The organism is Dyella sp. (assembly GCF_036746095.1).
Lineage (GTDB): Bacteria > Pseudomonadota > Gammaproteobacteria > Xanthomonadales > Rhodanobacteraceae > Dyella_B.
Genome location: NZ_DAIOEU010000003.1, coordinates 171,426 through 190,572, shown reverse-complemented (window position 1 = coordinate 190,572; position 19,147 = coordinate 171,426). Strand labels below are relative to the sequence as shown.

Below are 19,147 nucleotides of genomic sequence, written 5' to 3'. Positions count from 1 at the left end.
CCGTTCGGCGGCATGACCACGCATTACGGCAAGGGCACCGCGCAGCGCACCTGCGCCGCGGCGGACCGCACCGGCCACGCGATCCTGCACACGCTGTACCAGCAGGCGCTGGCGCATGACGCCACCTTCTTCATCGAATACTTCGCCATCGATCTGATCTTCGACGACGAAGGCGTGTGCCGCGGTGTCCTGGCGCTCGACATGAACGAGGGCACGCTGCATCTGTTCCGCGGCCAGGCCGTGGTGCTGGCAACCGGTGGCTACGGCCGCGCGTATTTCAGCGCCACTTCCGCGCACACTTGCACGGGCGATGGCGGCGGCATGGTGCTGCGCGCCGGCCTGGCGTTGCAGGACATGGAATTCGTGCAATTCCACCCCACTGGCATCTATGGTGCCGGCTGCCTGATTACCGAAGGCGTGCGCGGCGAGGGCGGCTATCTCACCAATTCCAAGGGCGAGCGATTCATGGAGCGCTATGCGCCGAGCGCGAAGGATCTCGCCTCGCGCGACGTGGTGAGCCGCGCGATGACGGTGGAAATCCGCGAAGGCCGCGGCGTCGGCGAACACAAGGACCACGTGCATCTGAACCTGATGCACCTGGGGCCGGAAGTGATTCACGAGCGCCTGCCGGGCATCGCCGAATCCGCGCGCATCTTTGCCGGCGTAGACGTCACCAAGGAGCCGATCCCGGTGCTGCCCACCGTGCACTACAACATGGGCGGCATTCCCACCAACTATCACGGCGAAGTCGTGCAGAAAAAGGGCGACGACGTCGACGCCGTGGTGCCGGGCCTGTTCGCCATCGGCGAAGCGGCCTGCGTGTCGGTGCATGGCGCCAATCGCCTCGGTTCCAATTCGCTGCTCGACCTGGTGGTGTTCGGCCGCGCGGTGTCGCACCGTTGCGCCGAGATCATCAAGCCGGGCACCGCACACAAGGACCTTCCCGCCAGCGCGCTGGACAAGGCGCTCGGCCGCTTCGACGGCCTGCGCAATGCCAACGGCAGTACTCCGACCGCGAAGATCCGCCTGAACATGCAGCGCACCATGCAGGATGACGCCGCCGTGTTCCGCACTGGCGAAACGTTGAAAGCCGGTTCGAAGAAGATCTCCGAGGTGTACGACTCCTTCAAGGACGTGCGCGTGAGCGATCGTTCGATGGTGTGGAACTCCGACCTGATCGAAACGCTGGAGCTGTCCAACCTGCTGGGCCAGGCCGTGGCGACCATGCATTCGGCCGAGCAACGTCCGGAAAGCCGCGGCGCGCATGCGCGTGAAGACTTCCCTGATCGCGACGATCACGACTGGATGAAGCACACGCTGGTGAAGGTCGACGAAGCCGGTAAAACCAGCTTCGATTTCCGTCCGGTGCACATGTACACCTTGACCGGCGAGATCGAGGTAGTGCCGCCGAAGAAACGCGTTTACTAAGTACCGACTGGAGAGGCAATCGTGGCCGAGTTCACGCTACCGAAGAATTCCAAGATCCAGCCGGGCAAGCACTATCCGGCGAAGGACGCGAAAAAACCGCGTACGTTCCGCATTTACCGCTGGTCGCCGGACGACGGCCAGAACCCGCGCATCGACACCTATGAAGTCGATCTGGCCGCCTGCGGCCCGATGGTTCTGGACGCACTGCTGAAGATCAAGAACGAGATCGACCCTACCCTCACGCTGCGCCGTTCCTGCCGCGAAGGCATCTGCGGTTCCTGCGCGATGAACATCGACGGCACCAATACGCTGGCCTGCATCAAGTCCATCGAAGAGTGCGCATCGGGCGACGTGAAGATCTATCCGCTGCCGCACATGTCGGTGGTGAAGGATCTGGTGCCGGATCTCACGCACTTCTATGCGCAGTTCGCCTCGATCCGTCCGTGGCTGCGCACGCAGAGTGCGGCACCGGACCGCGAGCGCCTGCAGTCGCCGGAAGACCGCAAGAAGCTCGACGGTTTGTACGAGTGCATCCTGTGCGCCTGCTGTTCGACCAGCTGCCCGAGCTACTGGTGGAACGGCGACCGCTACCTTGGTCCGGCGATCCTGCTGCAGGCCTACCGCTGGATCGTCGATTCGCGCGATGAAGACACGGGGGCACGCCTGGATGACCTGGAAGATCCGTTCAAGCTCTACCGCTGCCACACCATCATGAACTGCGCGCGCACCTGCCCGAAGGGCTTGAACCCGGCGAAGGCGATTGCGGAGATCAAGAAGCTGCTGGTGGCGCGGCGGTCGGCTTGATGCCCGTTCTTCTGCCATGACGCCATGTTTCCTTGCCGTCATTCCCGCGAAAGTGGGAATCCATCTTTGGCTTTTGCATAAGAGCAAAATGGATTCCTCGCTCCTCAAAGCCGAGCACATCCATGTGCTCTCCCTGCGTGCCCGTTTTCGCGGGAATGACGGTCTTGGGACCATGGGCTGCTTTCGCTTGAAAGGGCGGTAAATGGACGAAGCCCACCTGAAACGCCTGCGTTGGCGCACTCGCCGCGGCACCCGCGAACTGGATGCGCTGTTCGGGGGTTGGTTGGAAACCTCGTTTCCCCAGGCCGATCCAGCCCTGCAACAAGCCTTCGACGAACTGCTCGACGTACAAGACCCCGACCTTTGGGACTGGGTGATGGGCCACGCCAAGCCGCCGCGTACCGATTGGCAGGCGATCATCGATGACATCCGCACCCGCCATCGGCTTTGAATACCGGCCGTCGCGCTGGGTGCCGCGTCTATTCGCAGGGGTAACGGGGCTGGCGATGGTGGCCATCGCCATATCGGGACTGCCACTGCTTATGCGTATTGCGCTGGTGTTGGTTTCGACGGCGGCTTGTGTGCACGCCATTCGCCGCCTGGCATTGCCGATCTACGCCGTGGGCTGGGCCAACCAAAGCGGCTGGACTCTGCGAGGACTGGATGGCGGAGACGATGCGGCGACCCTCGTCGCCTTTCGCATCTTTCGCCAAACGGTTTTGCTGCGCTTGGCCAGCGCTCGCTACGGCAAGCTCACCCTTTGGCTGATGCCGGACAACAGCGATGCGGATATCCGCCGCCGCCTGCGCATGCGCTTGGCCGTGCTGGCGAACGACTCCGTAAAGGACGCATAGGCCGGGTTGGCGCAGCGTAACCCGGCACACTAGGCAAACCTTGGGAATGCCCGGCCAGGTTGCCCACCACGCCCACTTCGGGCACTCTGCGCGCGCAGCGCGGTCTCACGGATTCCTACGGCCCGCCGCCCTTACCCCACAAGCGAAGCCTCCATGTTCCGACCGCTCGAGCTTTTCATCGGCCTGCGCTACGTCCGCGCCAAGCGGCGCAACCAGTTCATCTCCTTCATCTCCACCGTTTCCATCGTGTGCATCACCATCAGCGTGATGGCGTTGATTACGGTGATGTCGGTGATGAACGGCTTCGACTACCAGCTTCGCTCGCGCATCCTCGGCGCTATTTCCGATGCCACGGTTTCAGGGCTGCCGGGCGAGCCGGTGCAGAACTGGCAGTACGCCATGCAACAGGTCAAAGCCAACGCGCACGTGCGTGGCGCGGCACCTTACGTCGAAATTCAATCCTTCCTGCAAGGGCAGCGATCCAGCGGCGCGATGGTGCGCGGTATCGACACGGCACAAGAGCCCAACGTGTCGGACATCAACAAGCACATGATCGCGGGCTCGTTCGATTCGCTTAAGTCAGGCCCAGACGACTGGAATATCGTCCTCGGCAAGGATCTTGCCCTGCAGCTTGGGGTCAACGTGGGCGACAAGGTCACCATGGTGGTGCCGGAGCTGCGCACCTCGCTGTTGGGTGCGATGCCGCGCATTCGCGGCTTTACCGTAAGCGGCATTTTCGAGATGGGCATGGAGGAGTTCGACTCCGGCCTCGGCCTGATCAGCCTGCGGGATGCAGAGAAGCTTAAAAGCATCAACGGCCCCACAGGCATCCGCCTCAAGCTCGATAACCTGTATAACGCGCAGCCGGTTGCACGCGAACTGAGCGACTCGCTGGGCCAGGTTTATATGGTCACTACCTGGATGGACAGCCACGCCAACTTCTTCACCGCCATCTCGATGGAGAAGAAGGTGATGTTCATCATCCTCTCGCTGATCATCCTGGTCGCGGTGATCAACCTGATTTCCATGTTGATGATGCTGGTGACCGACAAGCAGGCCGACATTGCCATCCTGCGTACCCTGGGTTCGACGCCGCGCAGCATCATGGGCATGTTCATGGTGCAGGGCGTGCTGGTCGGTTTCGTCGGGATCGGTTTCGGCGTGGGGCTCGGTTCGCTGCTCTCCTGGCGGCTGCCTGGCATCGTGAAATGGATCGAACACGTCACTGGCTACACCTTCCTGTCGCCGGACGTCTATTACATCAGCGAAGTACCCAGCAAACTCGACTGGCACGACGTGATTTGGGTTGCGCTGGTCACCTTCCTGTTCTCCTTGCTTGCCACGCTCTATCCCGCATGGCGCGCCTCGCGTACGCAACCGGCCCAGGCATTGCGCTATGAGTAACACCATGAACAACGACATCGTCCTGCGCGCCAGCCATGTGGCCAAGACTTACGAGGAAGGCGACCTGCGCACGCCGGTGCTGGCCAACGTCAGCTTCACCCTCAAGCGACAGGAAACGCTGGCCATCGTCGGCGCGTCTGGTTCCGGCAAGAGCACGCTGCTGCACATCATCGGCGGCCTGGACACGCTCACCAGCGGCGAAGTGGAAGTGGAAGGACGGGTGCTTTCCAGGTTGTCCGACGCCGAGCGCGGTCGCGTGCGCAATCGCTCGATGGGTTTCATCTATCAGTTCCATCACCTGTTGCCCGAATTCACCGCGCTGGAAAACGTCTGCATGCCGCTGTTGATTCGCGGCACCGGCATCCTGGAAGCGCAGAAGCAAGCCAAGGCCTTGCTGGAACGTGTGGGCCTGGGCAAACGCCTGGAGCACAAGCCGGCGGAGCTTTCCGGCGGGGAGCGCCAACGCTGCGCGGTGGCGCGTGCGCTGGTGACGCGTCCTTCCTGCGTGCTGGGCGATGAACCTACCGGCAATCTCGACGAAGACAACGCCGCGCAGGTCTATGCGCTGATGCTGGAATTGAATCGCGAGATCGGCACCAGCTTCATCCTGGTGACGCACGACAGCCGCCTGGCGGCGCGGATGGATCGCACGCTGGAGTTGCATAACGGCGAGTTGCGCGAAAAGGCGTAAACCAGCCCCTCGGTTGGGGTGAGGCGCAGCCGAGCCCCCACGTCGCCATGCATACCGCCACGTTGGGGCTCGGCTGCGCCTCACCTCAACCTACGCGCGCCGCTTACAAACGCCGCGTTATGCCTGCGCTAGCTTCCATGCATGACAAACGCAGACACATCTCGGCAAGGATGGCCAAGCGTCGTCACCGCGGCACTGGCGTTACTGGTGGGCATGGCCATCGTGCAATGGCTTCCGCTGTTGCCGCCACGTTGGTTTATGGGAATCCTGGCGACAGCTGCGTTGATCATGGCGTGGCGCCTGCCGCGTCTGCGCGCACTGGCCGTGTTGCTGCTCGGCTTCGCCTGGGCAGCCTGGTACGGCAGCTCGGCGATGGCGGCACGCCTGCCAAAAGCGTGGGAAGGACAGGATTTCCAGGTTACCGGCCGCGTCGTTGGCCTGGCGCAAACCAGGGCCGGCGCTACCAGCGTGCAATTCCAGGTCGAACACGCCACGCGCGATGGACAAGCCATACCGTGGCATGGCCGTGCGCGCATCAGCTGGTACGCCCAACCTTCCGCGCAACCCGAGCCGTGCTCGCGTTGGCAGCTGCTGCTGCGCCTGCGCCGTCCACGCGGAACGATCAATCCAGGCGGTGCCGATAGCGAACGCAGCGCACTCGCTCGCGGCATCGCCGCCGTCGGTTATGTGCGCGACGATCCCGGCAACCAGCGCTTGGGCGTGGCGACGTGGTGCCTGGATCGCTTGCGCGGTTCGCTCGCCGACGGCATCCAGTCGCGTGTACGAAATCCCCATGACGCCGCCTTGTTGCGCGCCTTTACCGTCGGTGACACGCGTGGGCTAGAGCAGCACGATTGGGAAGTGGCGCGCGCGAATGGCATCTCGCATTTGATCGCGATTTCCGGTTTTCATGTTGGCGTTGCCGCAGTGTTTGGCGTGTGGCTGTGCCATGCGCTGTATTGGCTATGGCCCGGGCTTGCGGTGCGATGTCCCCGCGTGCAGGCAGAAGCGATATCAGCCTTGGCATCGGCCAGCGCATACGGCACCTTGGCCGGCTTGGGCATGCCCACCGTGCGAACCATGCTGATGATCGGCGCTTTTGCGCTGGCGAGATGCAGCCGGCGCGCTACCGGTTCGGCACATGCGTTGGCGCTGGCGCTGATGGCGATCCTGTTGATGAATCCCACCGCCATGTTGGAGGCGGGCTTTTGGCTCTCGTTCGTTGGCGTGGCATTCCTGATCTTGTGCATGCATGCACAAGAACGCGGCCTGCGTGGTTTCCTGCGCGAGCTGACACTGGGGCAGATCGTGATGACGGTAGCGCTATTGCCCTTGACCATGTGGTTCTTCGGCGAGGCTTCTTTGGTGGGCGCATTGTCCAATCTTGTTGCCGTGCCGTTCGTGAGTTTCGTGATCGTGCCCTGCGCGTTGCTGGGCATGTTGTTGCTGATCGTTTGTCCACCGTTCGCGGCACCGTTCCTCCGCGTGGCGGAATGGTTGACGCACGCGCAATGGTGGTTGCTGGAACAGACGGCAACATGGCCAGGCGCACACTGGTATTTGCCCGCCGTGAAACCTTGGGCGCTGCTGTTTGCAACGTTGGGTGCGGTATGGCTGTTCATGCCGCGCGGTGTGCCGTTGCGCATGTTGGGTGCGCTGCTGTTTCTGCCGTTGCTGTGGCCGGTGCGCCATCTCCCGGCCACGGGTGCATTCCAGGCATGGGCGCTGGATGTGGGGCAGGGGCTGGCCGTCGTCGTGCGCACGCGAGATCACGCCCTGGTCTATGACGCAGGTGCGCGCTATCCCTCCGAATACGACCTGGGCGCAGCCGTCGTTGTTCCTTCGCTTTACGCATTGGGCATCGACCGGCTGGACATGTTGATGATCAGTCATGCCGACAACGATCATGCCGGCGGCGCACCCGCCGTGGCGGCCGCGTTTCCTGCCGCGCAACGTTACTCGGGCGAACCCGGCCGCCTCCGTGTGCCGATGGCGCAATGCGTGGCCGGACAGCAATGGGAATGGGACGGCGTGCATTTCCGCGTGTTGAGCCCGACCACCGCCATGTTGAATGCATCGGCCAACGATCACTCCTGCGTGTTGCTGGTCGAAGGCCGGGCGGGGCGCTTGTTGCTTACCGGCGATATCGCCATGGACACCGAGCCGTCGGTGGCCGCGTCGCTCGGGCCGGGCCCACGCCCGGTGTTGCAGGTACCACACCATGGCAGCAAGAGTTCTTCCAGTGCCGAATTCATCGCTGCCATTCAGCCAGAATTGGCCGTGGTCTCCACCGGCTGGCGCAACCGTTTTGGCCATCCGCGCCCGGAAGTCATGCAGCGCTACGCAGCTGCGGGCGTGCCGGTATTCAATACCGCGGTCGACGGTGCGGTTCAGATTGATTTTCCCGCCACCGCACCAACCCATATCGTGGCCCGTTGGCGCTTGCTGCAGCGGCGCTACTGGCGGGAGTGACGCCGGAGCGGATGGCGATCCCGGCTTTCTGGCGGCCTGCTGATGCCAGGATCATCATCCCAGCTTATGGAGTGATTGGCCGCACGGTACGTTTCGGCATCGCTGCTATGATGATGGCTTGCGCAGTCGGCAGGGCCGGGAGTTTTTCTGTGGGTGATCTGGGTCAGATTCTGATGGCGGGCGGTTGGGCGATGGCGCCCATCCTGATCTGCTCGGCGGTGGCGCTGGCGATCGTATTGGAGCGGTGCTGGACCTTGCGGCGCAGCTACGTGCTGCCGCCCGGACTGGCGCAGGAAGTGCGCGAGTGGGCGCGCTCGGACCAGCTCGACCCGGCTCACCTGGAAAAACTTGCGACCGGTTCGCCGCTGGGTGAATTGCTGGCCGCCGCGCTGGCCGTGCGCCAGCACTCGCGCGAGCTGATCAAGGAGCGCATCGAAGATACCGGCCGCCACGTGGTGCATCGCATGGAGCGCTATCTGAACACGCTCGGCACCATCGCGCTGATCGGCCCGCTGCTCGGCCTGTTCGGTACCGTGATCGGCCTGATCCGCATGTTCATGCAGGTGATGGTGGGCGGCATGGCCGATCCCACCAAGATGGCCGGCGGCATCGGCGAGGCGTTGATCTGTACCGCTGCCGGCTTGACGGTAGCCATTCCTGCGTATGTGTTGCATCGCTATTTCCGTTCCAAAGTGGCCGGCTACGTGGTGGATATGGAAAAGCAGGCGACGTTGCTATTGGACGATCTCACGCTTTCCGCCCCTGCACCGCGTGTGCGCCGTGCGCCGTTGGCTGCGGGCGACAAGGCTTCGGTTTGAACCATGCGAATCGGTAACGACCGCCGCAGCGACGATTTCGAGATCAACGTCGTCTCGTTGATCGACGTGCTGCTGACCCTGCTGATGTTCTTCGTGCTCACCACCACGTTCGTGCAGCATTCGCGCATGAAGGTGAACCTGCCGCAGGCCAGTGCGGAAGACCGTGACATGCAGCCGCCCGCGATCACCGTGATGGTGGATCGCGACGGCCATTTCTATGTCGGTAGCGATGAAGTGCAGGGCGCCAGCGTCGATGCGCTCAAGCAGGCCATTGCGCACGTGGCCGCCGACGACCGCAACCAGACTGTCACCATCCGTGCCGACGCCATGACCGCGCACCAGAACGTGGTCACCGCCATGGATGCGCTGGGCCAGCTTGGCTTCACGCATCTTTCCATCGCCACGACGCCGACGCAGTCGGCCACGCAGCAATGAGCGAAGGCAAGAAGAAAGTCGCGTTATGGGATAAGGAAAGCCGGCAAGTCTACAGGCGGTTGCTGGGCTATTCGGGCCGTTACTGGCCGGTCATCCTGATCGCCGTCATCGGCTTTGCGGTCGATGGTGGCGCGCTGGCTTATTTCACCAGCAAGCTGCAGCCGATCATGGACAAGCTGCTGCAGCAGAAGGATCCGTACCTGATTCACTGGATGCCGATCTGGATCATCGGCATTTTCCTGGTGCGCGGCATCGCCATCCTGATCAGCAACTACGGCATGGGCTACGTCTCGCGCAACGTGGTGCAGGCGATGCAGCGCGACGTGTTCGCGGCCTATCTGCGCTTGCCCGCCTCGTTTTTCGGCAGCGAGCATTCCGGCCATCAGATCTCGCGCATTACCTACACCAGCGAGCAGATTGCCGGTGCCGCCACCGATGCGCTGAAAGTGTCGGTGACGGAAAGCATCACCGTCATCGGCATGTTCGTGGTCATGCTGTACAAGAGTCTTTATCTCACCACGGCACTGCTGGTGCTGGTGCCGGCGATCGTGGTGATCGCCTCGGCGGTCAGCCGCCGGTATCGCGTGGTCAGCCGTCGCATCCAGGGCCAGATGGGCTCGGTGACCGGCACGGTGGACGAAATGCTCAGGGCGCATCGCGAAGTGCGTATCTACGGTGGCCAGCAGCAGGCGGATGAGCGCTTCAAGAAGGTCTCCGACCATGCGCGCTATCTCAACCTGAAGATCGTCGCCACCAGTGCGCTTTCGGGTTCGTCCATCCAGACGGTGGCGTCGCTGGCGCTGGCCGGCATGGTGTTCCTGGCTTCGCGTCCGTCCCAGATCGATCACATCTCGCCGGGCGTGTTCATTGCGGTGCTCACCGCGATGGGCGGCATGCTGTCATCGCTCAAGCGCCTCACCAACGTGCAGTCCACCATGCAGACGGGCATTGCAGCGGCGGAGAACCTGTTCGCGGTGATGGATCTGCCCCCCGAAGCGGATCACGGCATCAAGGTGCTGGAGCGCACGGAGGGCGACCTGCACTTCCATGAAGTAGGACTGGTTTATCCGCGCGGTAAATTCGAAGCGCTCGCTGGCGTAAACCTGCATTGCGCGCCCGGTACCGTTACGGCGCTGGTGGGACGCTCGGGTAGCGGCAAAAGCAGCCTGGTCAGCCTGTTGCCGCGCTTCAATGAGCCAACCAGCGGTCGCATCCTGCTGGACGGCGCCGATTACGACAGCTACACGCTGGCCTCCCTGCGCAAGCAGATCGCCTGGGTGGGGCAGCACGTCGTGCTATTCGACGGTACCGTTGCCGAGAACATCGCCTATGGCGAACTGGCAGGCGCCAGCGAGCAGGACATCATCGCCGCTGCCGAAGCCGCCAACGCCATGGAATTCATCGCCAGGCTTCCGAATGGCATCCACAGTCCGATCGGCGAGGGCGGCAACATGCTTTCCGGCGGGCAACGCCAGCGCATCGCGATTGCACGCGCGATTCTCAAGAATGCACCCATCCTGGTATTGGATGAAGCGACCAGCGCGCTGGATACCGAATCGGAGCGTCTGATCCAGCAAGCGCTGCAGCATTTGATGCGCGATCGCACCACCCTGGTGATCGCCCACCGCCTGTCCACGATCGAACACGCCGACCAGATCGCGGTGATGGATCAGGGCAAGATTGTCGAACGCGGCACGCATGCCGAGCTGATCGCCCTCGGCGGACATTACGCCGCGCTGCATCGCATGCAGTTCAATGAACGCCCCACCGCAGTTGCCGCCGATTGACGATGAGCCTGGCCGATACGCTCCAGGCAGGCTGGTATGAAGGAAAGCCACTGCCGTGGTGGTGTCGTCCGTTGTCGAAGCTTTACGCTGCCGTCGTTGCTGTGCGCCGCATGCTGTATCGACGTGGCTGGCTGCGGGCGGTGCGGCTGCCTTGTCCGGTGATCGTGGTGGGCAACCTTACGGCGGGCGGAACGGGCAAGACGCCGCTTACCTTGGCATTGGCCGATGCATTGCGCGAGCGTGGCTACCGCCCTGGTGTGGTGAGCCGCGGTTATGGCGGGAGCCACCATGATCGAATGCTGCTTGGCGAATCGCCCGACCCGGTGGAAGTGGGCGATGAACCTTGCGTGATACGCGCCAGTGGCGTGCCGGTGGCGATTGGCCAGGACCGTCCGGCCGCGGCGCAATTGCTGCTCGATGCCGGCTGCAACGTCGTAATCGCGGACGACGGTCTGCAGCACTATCGATTGGCGCGCGATATCGAGATCTGCGTGATCGATGGAGCACGGCGCTTCGGCAACTCGCGCTTGCTGCCGGCCGGACCACTGCGCGAACCGCTGAGCCGCCTGCAGCAAATGGATTTTCGTATTTGCAACGGCGGCCATGCGGAAGCTGGTGAAGTGCCGATGCGCCTCAAGGGAGGATCGGTACGCGCATTGTCGGACGGGCGCGAGCAGCCGATCGCAAGCTTTGCCGGCCAGCGCGTGCATGCGGTCGCTGCGATCGGCAATCCGCAGCGCTTCTTTGCCAGCCTTGCCGAACAGGGGCTGGAGGTGATTCCTCACCCTTTTCCCGATCATCATTTCTTTATGCAGGCGGACCTTACCTTTGGGGATGGCCTGCCCGTGCTGATGACGGAAAAAGACGCGGTGAAGTGCTGGGCGTTCGTGCAACCGCATTGGTGGAGCGTGCCGGTCAAGGCTGAGTTGCGGGCGAGTTTCTACGAGGACCTGTACGCGCGCGTGGCCAGCCGGGTGCGTGTATCGCCGATGGCGTTATTATAGGCGCCCTTTCCCGGCGACTTGCCGGCCTTTTCCGCACGAGGTTTTGCATGAGCCTGATCCAGGTACCGGTTTCCTTTGGCGAGCTGATCGACAAGATCACGATCCTCGAGATCAAGGCACGCCAGATTTCGGATGCCGCCAAGCTCGCCAACGTGCACAACGAGCTCAACCTGCTCAACGCCACGTGGGCCAATCATCACGCATCGCAAACGGATGTCAGCAAGGAGCGTGCACGCTTGCTCGCAGTGAACGAAGCGTTGTGGGATATCGAAGACCGCATCCGCATGAAGGAAAAGGCGCAGGCGTTCGATGCCGAATTCATCGAACTGGCGCGTTCGGTCTATTTCCAGAACGACGAGCGCGCGGCGGTGAAGCGCGAGATCAACCTCAAGCTTGGTTCGCAGCTGGTGGAAGAAAAGTCGTACCAGGATTACCGCGCGGCAAAGTGACTTTCGTCGCGTAGGCTGGAATTTCATCTCAACCTACGATCGGCTTTTCAGAAGTCCAGCAACTCCCACTACACTGGCTGAAACGCCACAGGGGAGTTCGCCGTATGCGCCGATGGATAGGGTTGCTGGGGCTGTTGGTTCTCGTATCGCCTTTGATGGCCCAGGACATTCCTCCTGCGTTGCGCGAATGGCAGGGATGGGTGCTGCACGACGCGCCTCAGCATGGCTGTCCGTTCCTGGCCAACAGCCTTCCAGACGCCAACAGTCGCCAGTGCATCTGGCCTGGGCGCTTGAGCATCGATGCCGGCAAGAACGGCGGCCATTTCAGTCTCGACGTACACGTGGATGCCGCTTCCTGGGTCGCCTTGCCCGGCGATGAGCACAGCTGGCCACAGCAGGTCGTGGTGAACAACAAGCCGTGGCCGGTATTGAGCCGTGAGGGGCAGCCGGCGCTGCGGCTGGAAGCTGGCGACTACGCCATCCAGGGAAGCCTGCCGTGGGAGTCGCGTCCCGCACGTTTGCGGGTGCCGCTGTCGATCGGCCTGGTGTCGCTCAGCGTCGATGGCGGCACGGTGGATCGCATCGAGCGCAACGGCGATCAGCTCACGCTCGGCGAAGCGGCGGCAGCACAGCGCCAGGCCGATGCGCTATCGGTGCGCGTCTATCGCCATCTGACCGATGGCATGCCCGCACTGCTGGAAACGCAGCTGCAATTGAACGTGACCGGCAGTGCGCGCGAGCAACTGCTGGGGCCTGCCTTGCCCAAGGGCTTTATAGCCACCTCGCTGGATAGCGAAGTGCCCGCGCAATGGCAGCCCGATGGACGCTTGCGCCTGCAGCTTCGTCCCGGGCAATGGATGGTGCATCTGTCCGCGCGTGCCACCGATACCTTGCACGATGTGAGCGTGGCTGCACCGGCCGATAACTTGTGGCCCAAGCAGGAAATCTGGAGTTACAGCGACGATCCGGCACTGCGCAGCACGCGCGTCGAAGGTCGCGCCACGGATGCAGCGCAAGCAGGTGTGCCGGATGATTGGCGTGAACTTCCCGCCTACGTGCTCGACCAGAATGACGGTTTAGCCATCCAGCAAGGCACGCGTGGTGGTGAAGGCGAGGCCGGTGATCAGATCCAGCTGCAGCGGCAGATCTGGCTCGATTTCGACGGTCATGGTTTCAACGTGAGCGATCACCTCACCGGCACGCTGTCGCGCACGCAGCGTCTGGATGTAGAGGCGCCATGGCAATTGCAGCGTGCTTCGCAAGGCGATGTTCCCTTGCTGGTCACGGATCTAGGCCAGGGACGGACGGGCGCCGAACTACGAAGTTCGGCGCTGGATGTGCGCGCGGGCTTGCGTGTGGCCGATCGCAGCGGATCCTTGCCCAGTGCGGGATGGCTTGTGCCGCTGGAAAACATCGATGCCGTGCTGCATCTGCCTTACGGATATCGCCTGATCGGTGCTGGCGGCGTGGACCGTTCGCCCGATTCTTGGATTGCGCAATGGAGCTTGCTTGATCTGTTCATCGTTGCGCTGATGGCCTTGCTGGCTGGACGACTACTCGGCTGGCGCTGGGCAGTGATCGCAGCACTGTTCTTGATTCTCTCGCAGCACGAGGCCGGCGCACCACGCTGGACGCTGGGTGTGGCGTTGGCGTTCGCCTTGCTGATGCGTGCGCTGCCGGCGGGTCGCTTGCGGCAGTGGGCACAGGTGGCCAGCATGCTTGCGATGGCATTGGCCGTTGTATGGACTTTGCCTTTTGCCAAGACGCAATTGGAAGATGCCCTTCATCCTCAGCTGGAAGGGAGTACCTATACGGCGTTGACGCAGCGCATGGCGGCTGCAAGCTATGCGCAACCGGAAGCGAAGAGGCAGATGAAGGCTCAAGAGGAGCAGGCTGAACAGGAGGCGGCACCACCGCCGCCGCCTGCGCCGCCAGCTCCTCCATCCATCCTCCCATCGGCAGCCTCGGCTCCAGCACCACGTAGCGGTAGCCTTGGCCTGGTGACGGTAACGGCTTCCAATCTGCAAAATCCGGCAACGGCGTCTGCCATGGACAGCCACAGCATCATCCAGGCCGGCGCGGGTGAACCAAGCTGGGACGTTGGCAACAACTACCACCTCAGTTGGTCCGGCCCCGTCACGCCGCAACAACGCATGCGCTTGGTGATCGCGCCGTCCTGGCTGGTTAGGCTGCTGCGCGTCGTGATGCTGGGCTTGCTGGCGGTACTGCTTGGCAGGCTTGCAGGAAGGTTCACCAGGCCAGCGGATACATCATGGCGAATCTGGCGCTGGGGCAGCACGACGGCAGCATGCCTGTTGCTGGCGAGCTTGCCGCACGTCGCTCGCGCGCAAGCGATGCCCAGTGCGGATTTGCTGAGGCAATTGCAGACGCGTCTGCTGGAAGCGCCCAAATGCGCGCCCGATTGTGCGGTGGTCGCCACGGCTTCCATGCAAGCGAAAAACGATCAAGTCGCGATGGAGATGGAGGTGCATGCCGGTGCGCCGATCGCATTGCCGTTGCCGCAGACTGACGCGGGCCTGCAACTTCTTGGCGTAACAGTGGATGGCCATGCCGACGCAGCGATCGGCAAGCGGGACGAGCAGACACTGGTCAGGCTGGAACCTGGCGTGCACAAGGTCAGCTTGAGCTATCGCGCTCAGCCGGTCGACAGCACCACCTTGCGCTTTGCCTTGCGTCCGCAATGGCTGGTGTTCAACGGACAAGCCTGGTCGCTCGATGGGATCGATGGCGGAAGCCTGCTTGGAGACAGCGTCACGCTCCATCGCATCCGCACCGTGGCCGCTGACGGCCAGCCGGCGCCGGTTTCGCAGCAGGCGTTCCCACCCTATGTGCGTATCACGCGGAACATTGTGCTCGGCGTGGATTGGACGGTGGTCAATACGGTGGAGCGGATGGCACCGAGTGACGGTGGCTTCACGCTGGAATTGCCCTTGTTGCCAGGGGAGCATCCACTGGGCGATGGCATGCGCGTGCACGATGGTCGTATCGGGGTGACGTTCAATGCCGGCGACAACGAAGTGAGCTGGACCAGCCGTCTCGATCATGCCGATGCGCTGAAAATCACGGCGCCATCGTTGGCTGATCATGCGGAGGTGTGGCAGGTGCACGCATCGCCCATCTGGCACGTCCAGATGCAAGGTGTGCCGGTTGGCGATCATGGCGATGGCCTTGGCTTCCAACCGCTGCCGAATGAAACATTGCAGTTGACGATAAGCAGGCCCAAAGCCGTCGAGGGCGGCAGCCTTGCCTTTGACCGCGTCAATGCAACCGTCAACGTCGGCGATCGCGCGACCGAGACCGAACTCACTCTGCTTGCGCGCAGCACCCGCGGCGGCGAACACGCCATTGCATTGCCGGTGGGCACGGAGCTGCTTGGCGCGATGCGCGATGACGAACAGCTAAGCCTGGCCGTGAAGGATGGCAAGCTGAGCCTGCCGCTGTTGCCGGGCAAGCATCGTTACGTGATACGTGTGCGCGAAGCTCGCGGCATCGGCATGCACGTAACGACACCTGCCTTTGCCCTGGGCGCGACATCGGCAAACATCGGCTTGAACCTCAAGCTTCCGGAAGATCGCTGGGTACTGTGGACGGCGGGCCCGTCCGTCGGGCCTGCCGTGCTGTATTGGTCGCAGCTGATCGTGCTGCTGGTGGCCGCTTGGCTGCTCGGGCGTTATGCACCGACACCGCTGCGTTTTTATCAATGGCTGTTGCTGGGGCTGGGCTTTTCGGCCTTCGCCTGGAGCGCGTACGCGTTCGTGGTGCTGTGGTTGATCCTGCTTGGACTGCGCGGCCGGTACGAACCGGCCATGGCCAAGCTTGCAGACACGCGCTTCAACGCGGTGCAGTCGCTGTTGGCGGTCATCACCGTGCTGGCGCTGATCACATTGGTATCCGCCGTGCCGAAAGGCTTGCTTGGATTGCCCGACATGCACGTCGCAGGCAATGCGTCCACGGCATGGGATTTGAATTGGTTTGCCGACCAGGCGAAGAATGTTTTGCCACGGGGCGGCGTCATCACGGTATCGCTGTGGTTCTACAAGATCGCCATGCTGGCTTGGGCGTTGTGGCTGGCAAATGCATTGATTGGATGGTTGCGCTGGGGCTTCGATGCATGGACCAAAGGTGGGTACTGGAAGAAGCGGGAGCGGAAATCCGTCGCGCTACCGCATTTGCCAGATCTTCCAGTTACCGAAGCTCCGCGTGATAGCTGACAAGAACCCTGAACTCGTCGTCCCGGCGAATGCCGGGACCCAGTGACTTTGCTTTGGCTTCAAAGATGCGGGGCCCCGGCGTTCGCCGGGGTGACGGCAATACGAGAGCTTATGAGGTCAGCAAAGCTGTTGCCGCTTCAAGGCGTTCGATAACATCGTCGACCGCGATCAAGTCCATCACGCCTGGCTTCTCGATCTTCGTTCCCCACGGAATCTCGCTTGCCGGTTTACCGAAATACTTGCGCGAAGCGGCATCGTATTTATCGACACACCATCGGCGATCGGAGTAAGGCCCGGAACGTGCAGGATTGCTCGCAGCGTGCAGGCCGAGCACTTTCAGGCCGACGGTGTTGGCCATGTGCATCGGGCCCGAATCCGGGGTGAGCAATAGCTGTGCGCGGCAGAACATCGCCATCAATTTCTTCAGCGTGTCCTTACCGGTGAGATCGAGTGGTGGGTGTTGGCAAAGGGCAAGGATGGCGTCGGCCATGCTGCGTTCGCCCGGTGAAGGGCCGCCGATCAGCACGACGCGCCACCCGCGCGTGGCGGCATGGTCCATCACCGCTGCATAGCGCTCCGGCCGCCAATTGCGCAGCGCGTGGCTGGATGTGGGGCTTACCAGCAGCACCGGCTTGTCGTCCGGCCACTGTTGCGCAGCCCATGCATGGGCTTCTTCGGGAATGGGAATGTCCCAGCGCACATCGGTTTGTTGCAGGCCCAGCGGCTCGCAAAAACTGCCGATGGCTTGCAGCACGTGTTCGCCGGTGCGCGCCGGAATGCGTTCGTTGATCACCAGGCCATGCAGGTCCTTGGCGCGGGCGCGGTCGTAGCCCACACGGCGATCCGCCTTGATGCCGAGACTCAACAGGTTTGAGCGCAAGGCCACCTGCATCTGCAGCAGCGCATCGAAGCGGCGGCCTTTCAGTGCGGCATGCACCTCGCGCATGCCGGCCCAGCCGGCGCTTTTATCGAAAGTGACGAATTCCACGCCGGGCAGGTCGCCGACCAGCTTGCGTTCCAGCTTGCCGACGATCCAGGCCAGCGAGGTTTGCGGCCATGCGCGCTGCAGCGTGCGGACCAGGGGCACCACATGGGTAACGTCGCCGATGGCCGAGGTGCGCAGCAGGCAGATGGAAGCAGGAGCGGACATGTAGAATCGCCAAAGTTGACCGAAAGGGCCCCTGCAGCACCGATGCACGAGCAACTGCGCCAAGACGCCAAGGGTGCGATTCTGTTCGACGCTACCGTATCGCCACAAGTCGATAGCACGTGGTTCGATGCCGACCATTGGCGCCGGCAGGCTGCGCTCAGCGCGCAGTCGGGCGGCCGCGGGGGAGTGGCGATCATCGATACCCCTGCCGGTGAATGCGTGCTGCGGCATTACCGCCGCGGCGGCATGGTGGCGCGGTTGATGGGCGATCGCTATCTGTGGTTGGGGGCGGATCGCACACGCAGCTTCCAGGAGTTCCGCTTGCTGCAGGCGATGGCGAAGCAGCAGTTGCCGGTGCCGCAGGTTGTCGCGGCACAGTATCGACGGGCCGGGCTTTATTACCAGGCCGACCTGATCACGCGACGGATTGCCGACGCGCACACGCTGGCGGAGAGCCTGATCCAAGGTCGACTGGATGCCGAGCTTGCACGGGAAGTCGGCGCGCTGGTGGCGCGTTTTCATCGCGCGGGCGTGTGGCATGCCGACCTCAATGCGCACAACGTGCTGATCGCGCCGACAGGGCTTTATCTGGTGGATTTCGATCGCGGCCGCATGCGTGCGCTGGCACGAAGTTGGCGCATGGCGAACCTGCAGCGTTTGCGCCGGTCGCTGTTCAAGCTTGGCGCTGCCGCACAAGGCGAGGCCCCGTTCGACCAGGCGATTTGGACACCTCTCATGGACGGCTACGAAGAGACACTGGGCGCATGAGCTGGCATCTGAATTTTCTCGGCACCGGCGCCGCGCATGCGGTGGAACTGGGGTCGTCATCCGCGGTGGTGGAACGCGATAGCAAGCCGCTGCTGCTGGTCGATTGCGGTCCCGACACGCTCGATCGCTATGTCGCCGCGTATGGCGAACAGCCGCGAAATCTCTACATCACCCACACGCACATGGATCACGTCGGCGGATTGGAACGATTGTTCACGCGCGTGTGGTTCGACGACAGCTTGCGTGGAAAAACGCGCGTGTTTGCGCATGCGGCACTGGTGCCGTGGTTGCAGGCGCGGGTGGCGGATTACCCCGGCGTGCTGGCCGAGGGTGGCGTGAATTATTGGGAGGCCTTTCGACTGGTGCCATGTTCGCGTGGTTTCTGGCTGGATGGTGTCTGGTTCGATGTGTTTGCCACCCGGCACCATCGCCCAGGGACGTCATTTGGTTTGGCCTTGCAGGACAGTTTCGCGTTTACCGGTGACACGCGTCCCATTCCCGAAGTGTTGATGCAGTACGCGGGTGGGTCGGAGGTGATCGCGCATGACTGCGGTCTGGTGGGCAATCCCTCGCATACGGGTGTTGACGATATCGAGCGCGAGTATGACGACGGATTGCGCGCGCGCCTGGTGCTTTATCACTACGGCAGCAAGGCAGATGGCGATGCGTTGATGGCGCGTGGGTATCGCGTTGCGCGGGCAGGGGAACGAGTGGCGTTAGCCGAACCGGTGCCGCCAAGGCCGGACGCGGGATGATTGATCATGGTGCAAACCCTGATCTATCCCCACGTTTTTGGTTGAGGGGACTGCGCTCTTGTCCGTCAGACGGCTAACGGCTATTCTTCCGCTTCT

At 62.8% G+C, this 19,147-nt stretch carries 16 protein-coding genes; 15 read left to right on the top strand and 1 reads right to left on the bottom strand.

Features of this window, described 5'->3' with window-relative positions; all coding sequences use genetic code 11:
* The 13 genes from sdhA to V7M64_RS03135 all read left to right on the top strand — a co-directional run.
* The coding region (sdhA, locus tag V7M64_RS03195; protein ID WP_333676968.1) for a succinate dehydrogenase flavoprotein subunit at positions 1 to 1,428 on the top strand (1,428 nt) is incomplete at its 5' end.
* Positions 1,429 to 1,449: 21 nt separating this feature from the next.
* Entirely contained in the window at positions 1,450 to 2,232 is a 783-nt protein-coding gene (locus V7M64_RS03190; RefSeq protein WP_333676967.1) for a succinate dehydrogenase iron-sulfur subunit, read from the top strand.
* Between the two features lie 202 nt (positions 2,233 to 2,434).
* A complete protein-coding gene (locus V7M64_RS03185; protein ID WP_333676966.1) occupies positions 2,435 to 2,683 on the top strand; it encodes a succinate dehydrogenase assembly factor 2 in 249 nt (82 codons plus the stop codon).
* Entirely contained in the window at positions 2,655 to 3,086 is a 432-nt protein-coding gene (locus V7M64_RS03180; protein ID WP_333676964.1) for a hypothetical protein, read from the top strand. The genes V7M64_RS03185 and V7M64_RS03180 overlap by 29 nt, the downstream gene beginning before the upstream one ends.
* Positions 3,087 to 3,239: 153 nt before the next feature.
* Entirely contained in the window at positions 3,240 to 4,490 is a 1,251-nt protein-coding gene (locus tag V7M64_RS03175; RefSeq protein WP_333676963.1) for a lipoprotein-releasing ABC transporter permease subunit, read from the top strand.
* Entirely contained in the window at positions 4,483 to 5,181 is a 699-nt protein-coding gene (lolD, locus tag V7M64_RS03170; protein ID WP_333676962.1) for a lipoprotein-releasing ABC transporter ATP-binding protein LolD, read from the top strand. Before V7M64_RS03175 ends, lolD begins: the two co-directional genes overlap by 8 nt.
* Before the next feature lie 141 nt (positions 5,182 to 5,322).
* A complete protein-coding gene (locus V7M64_RS03165) occupies positions 5,323 to 7,653 on the top strand; it encodes a DNA internalization-related competence protein ComEC/Rec2 (RefSeq protein WP_333676961.1) in 2,331 nt (776 codons plus the stop codon).
* 158 nt (positions 7,654 to 7,811) lie between these two features.
* Positions 7,812 to 8,471 carry a MotA/TolQ/ExbB proton channel family protein gene (locus V7M64_RS03160; protein ID WP_333676973.1) on the top strand — a complete coding sequence of 220 codons (660 nt, stop codon included), beginning with the start codon at positions 7,812 to 7,814 and terminating at the stop codon, positions 8,469 to 8,471.
* Positions 8,472 to 8,474: 3 nt separating this feature from the next.
* Positions 8,475 to 8,906 (top strand): biopolymer transporter ExbD, encoded by a 432-nt coding sequence (locus V7M64_RS03155; RefSeq protein ID WP_333676960.1) that lies wholly within the window; start codon positions 8,475 to 8,477, stop codon positions 8,904 to 8,906.
* On the top strand, positions 8,903 to 10,693 hold the full coding sequence (msbA, locus tag V7M64_RS03150) for a lipid A export permease/ATP-binding protein MsbA (RefSeq protein ID WP_333676958.1): 1,791 nt from the start codon (positions 8,903 to 8,905) through the stop codon (positions 10,691 to 10,693). Before V7M64_RS03155 ends, msbA begins: the two co-directional genes overlap by 4 nt.
* Before the next feature lie 2 nt (positions 10,694 to 10,695).
* The gene (lpxK, locus tag V7M64_RS03145) at positions 10,696 to 11,697 is read left to right on the top strand and encodes a tetraacyldisaccharide 4'-kinase (protein ID WP_333676957.1); all 1,002 of its coding nucleotides are present in this window, start codon (positions 10,696 to 10,698) and stop codon (positions 11,695 to 11,697) included.
* 47 nt (positions 11,698 to 11,744) lie between these two features.
* Positions 11,745 to 12,146, top strand: coding sequence for a DUF6165 family protein (locus V7M64_RS03140; protein ID WP_333676956.1), 402 nt, complete (start codon positions 11,745 to 11,747; stop codon positions 12,144 to 12,146).
* A gap of 104 nt (positions 12,147 to 12,250) precedes the next feature.
* On the top strand, positions 12,251 to 16,378 hold the full coding sequence (locus V7M64_RS03135) for a hypothetical protein (protein WP_333676955.1): 4,128 nt from the start codon (positions 12,251 to 12,253) through the stop codon (positions 16,376 to 16,378).
* Positions 16,379 to 16,487: 109 nt separating this feature from the next.
* On the opposite strand, the gene V7M64_RS03130 is transcribed toward V7M64_RS03135, so the two are convergent.
* Entirely contained in the window at positions 16,488 to 17,528 is a 1,041-nt protein-coding gene (locus V7M64_RS03130; RefSeq protein WP_333676953.1) for a glycosyltransferase family 9 protein, read from the bottom strand.
* Between the two features lie 42 nt (positions 17,529 to 17,570).
* Between V7M64_RS03130 and V7M64_RS03125 the strand changes: the two genes are divergently transcribed.
* Together V7M64_RS03125 and V7M64_RS03120 are read left to right on the top strand one after the other, a co-directional pair.
* Positions 17,571 to 18,296, top strand: a complete 726-nt coding sequence (locus V7M64_RS03125; protein ID WP_333676952.1) for a 3-deoxy-D-manno-octulosonic acid kinase — start codon at positions 17,571 to 17,573, stop codon at positions 18,294 to 18,296.
* A complete protein-coding gene (locus V7M64_RS03120; protein ID WP_333676951.1) occupies positions 18,293 to 19,051 on the top strand; it encodes an MBL fold metallo-hydrolase in 759 nt (252 codons plus the stop codon). The genes V7M64_RS03125 and V7M64_RS03120 overlap by 4 nt, the downstream gene beginning before the upstream one ends.
* Positions 19,052 to 19,147: the final 96 nt, after the last annotated feature.

Coding starts and splice junctions, on each gene's coding strand:
- V7M64_RS03185 (WP_333676966.1), top strand. CDS start 2,435: ATGGACGAAGCCCACCTGAAACGCCTGCGTTGGCGCACTCGCCGCGGC.
- V7M64_RS03180 (WP_333676964.1), top strand. CDS start 2,655: ATGACATCCGCACCCGCCATCGGCTTTGAATACCGGCCGTCGCGCTGG.
- V7M64_RS03175 (WP_333676963.1), top strand. CDS start 3,240: ATGTTCCGACCGCTCGAGCTTTTCATCGGCCTGCGCTACGTCCGCGCC.
- lolD (WP_333676962.1), top strand. CDS start 4,483: ATGAGTAACACCATGAACAACGACATCGTCCTGCGCGCCAGCCATGTG.
- V7M64_RS03165 (WP_333676961.1), top strand. CDS start 5,323: ATGACAAACGCAGACACATCTCGGCAAGGATGGCCAAGCGTCGTCACC.
- V7M64_RS03155 (WP_333676960.1), top strand. CDS start 8,475: ATGCGAATCGGTAACGACCGCCGCAGCGACGATTTCGAGATCAACGTC.
- msbA (WP_333676958.1), top strand. CDS start 8,903: ATGAGCGAAGGCAAGAAGAAAGTCGCGTTATGGGATAAGGAAAGCCGG.
- lpxK (WP_333676957.1), top strand. CDS start 10,696: ATGAGCCTGGCCGATACGCTCCAGGCAGGCTGGTATGAAGGAAAGCCA.
- V7M64_RS03140 (WP_333676956.1), top strand. CDS start 11,745: ATGAGCCTGATCCAGGTACCGGTTTCCTTTGGCGAGCTGATCGACAAG.
- V7M64_RS03135 (WP_333676955.1), top strand. CDS start 12,251: ATGCGCCGATGGATAGGGTTGCTGGGGCTGTTGGTTCTCGTATCGCCT.
- V7M64_RS03130 (WP_333676953.1), bottom strand. CDS start 17,528: ATGTCCGCTCCTGCTTCCATCTGCCTGCTGCGCACCTCGGCCATCGGC.
- V7M64_RS03125 (WP_333676952.1), top strand. CDS start 17,571: ATGCACGAGCAACTGCGCCAAGACGCCAAGGGTGCGATTCTGTTCGAC.
- V7M64_RS03120 (WP_333676951.1), top strand. CDS start 18,293: ATGAGCTGGCATCTGAATTTTCTCGGCACCGGCGCCGCGCATGCGGTG.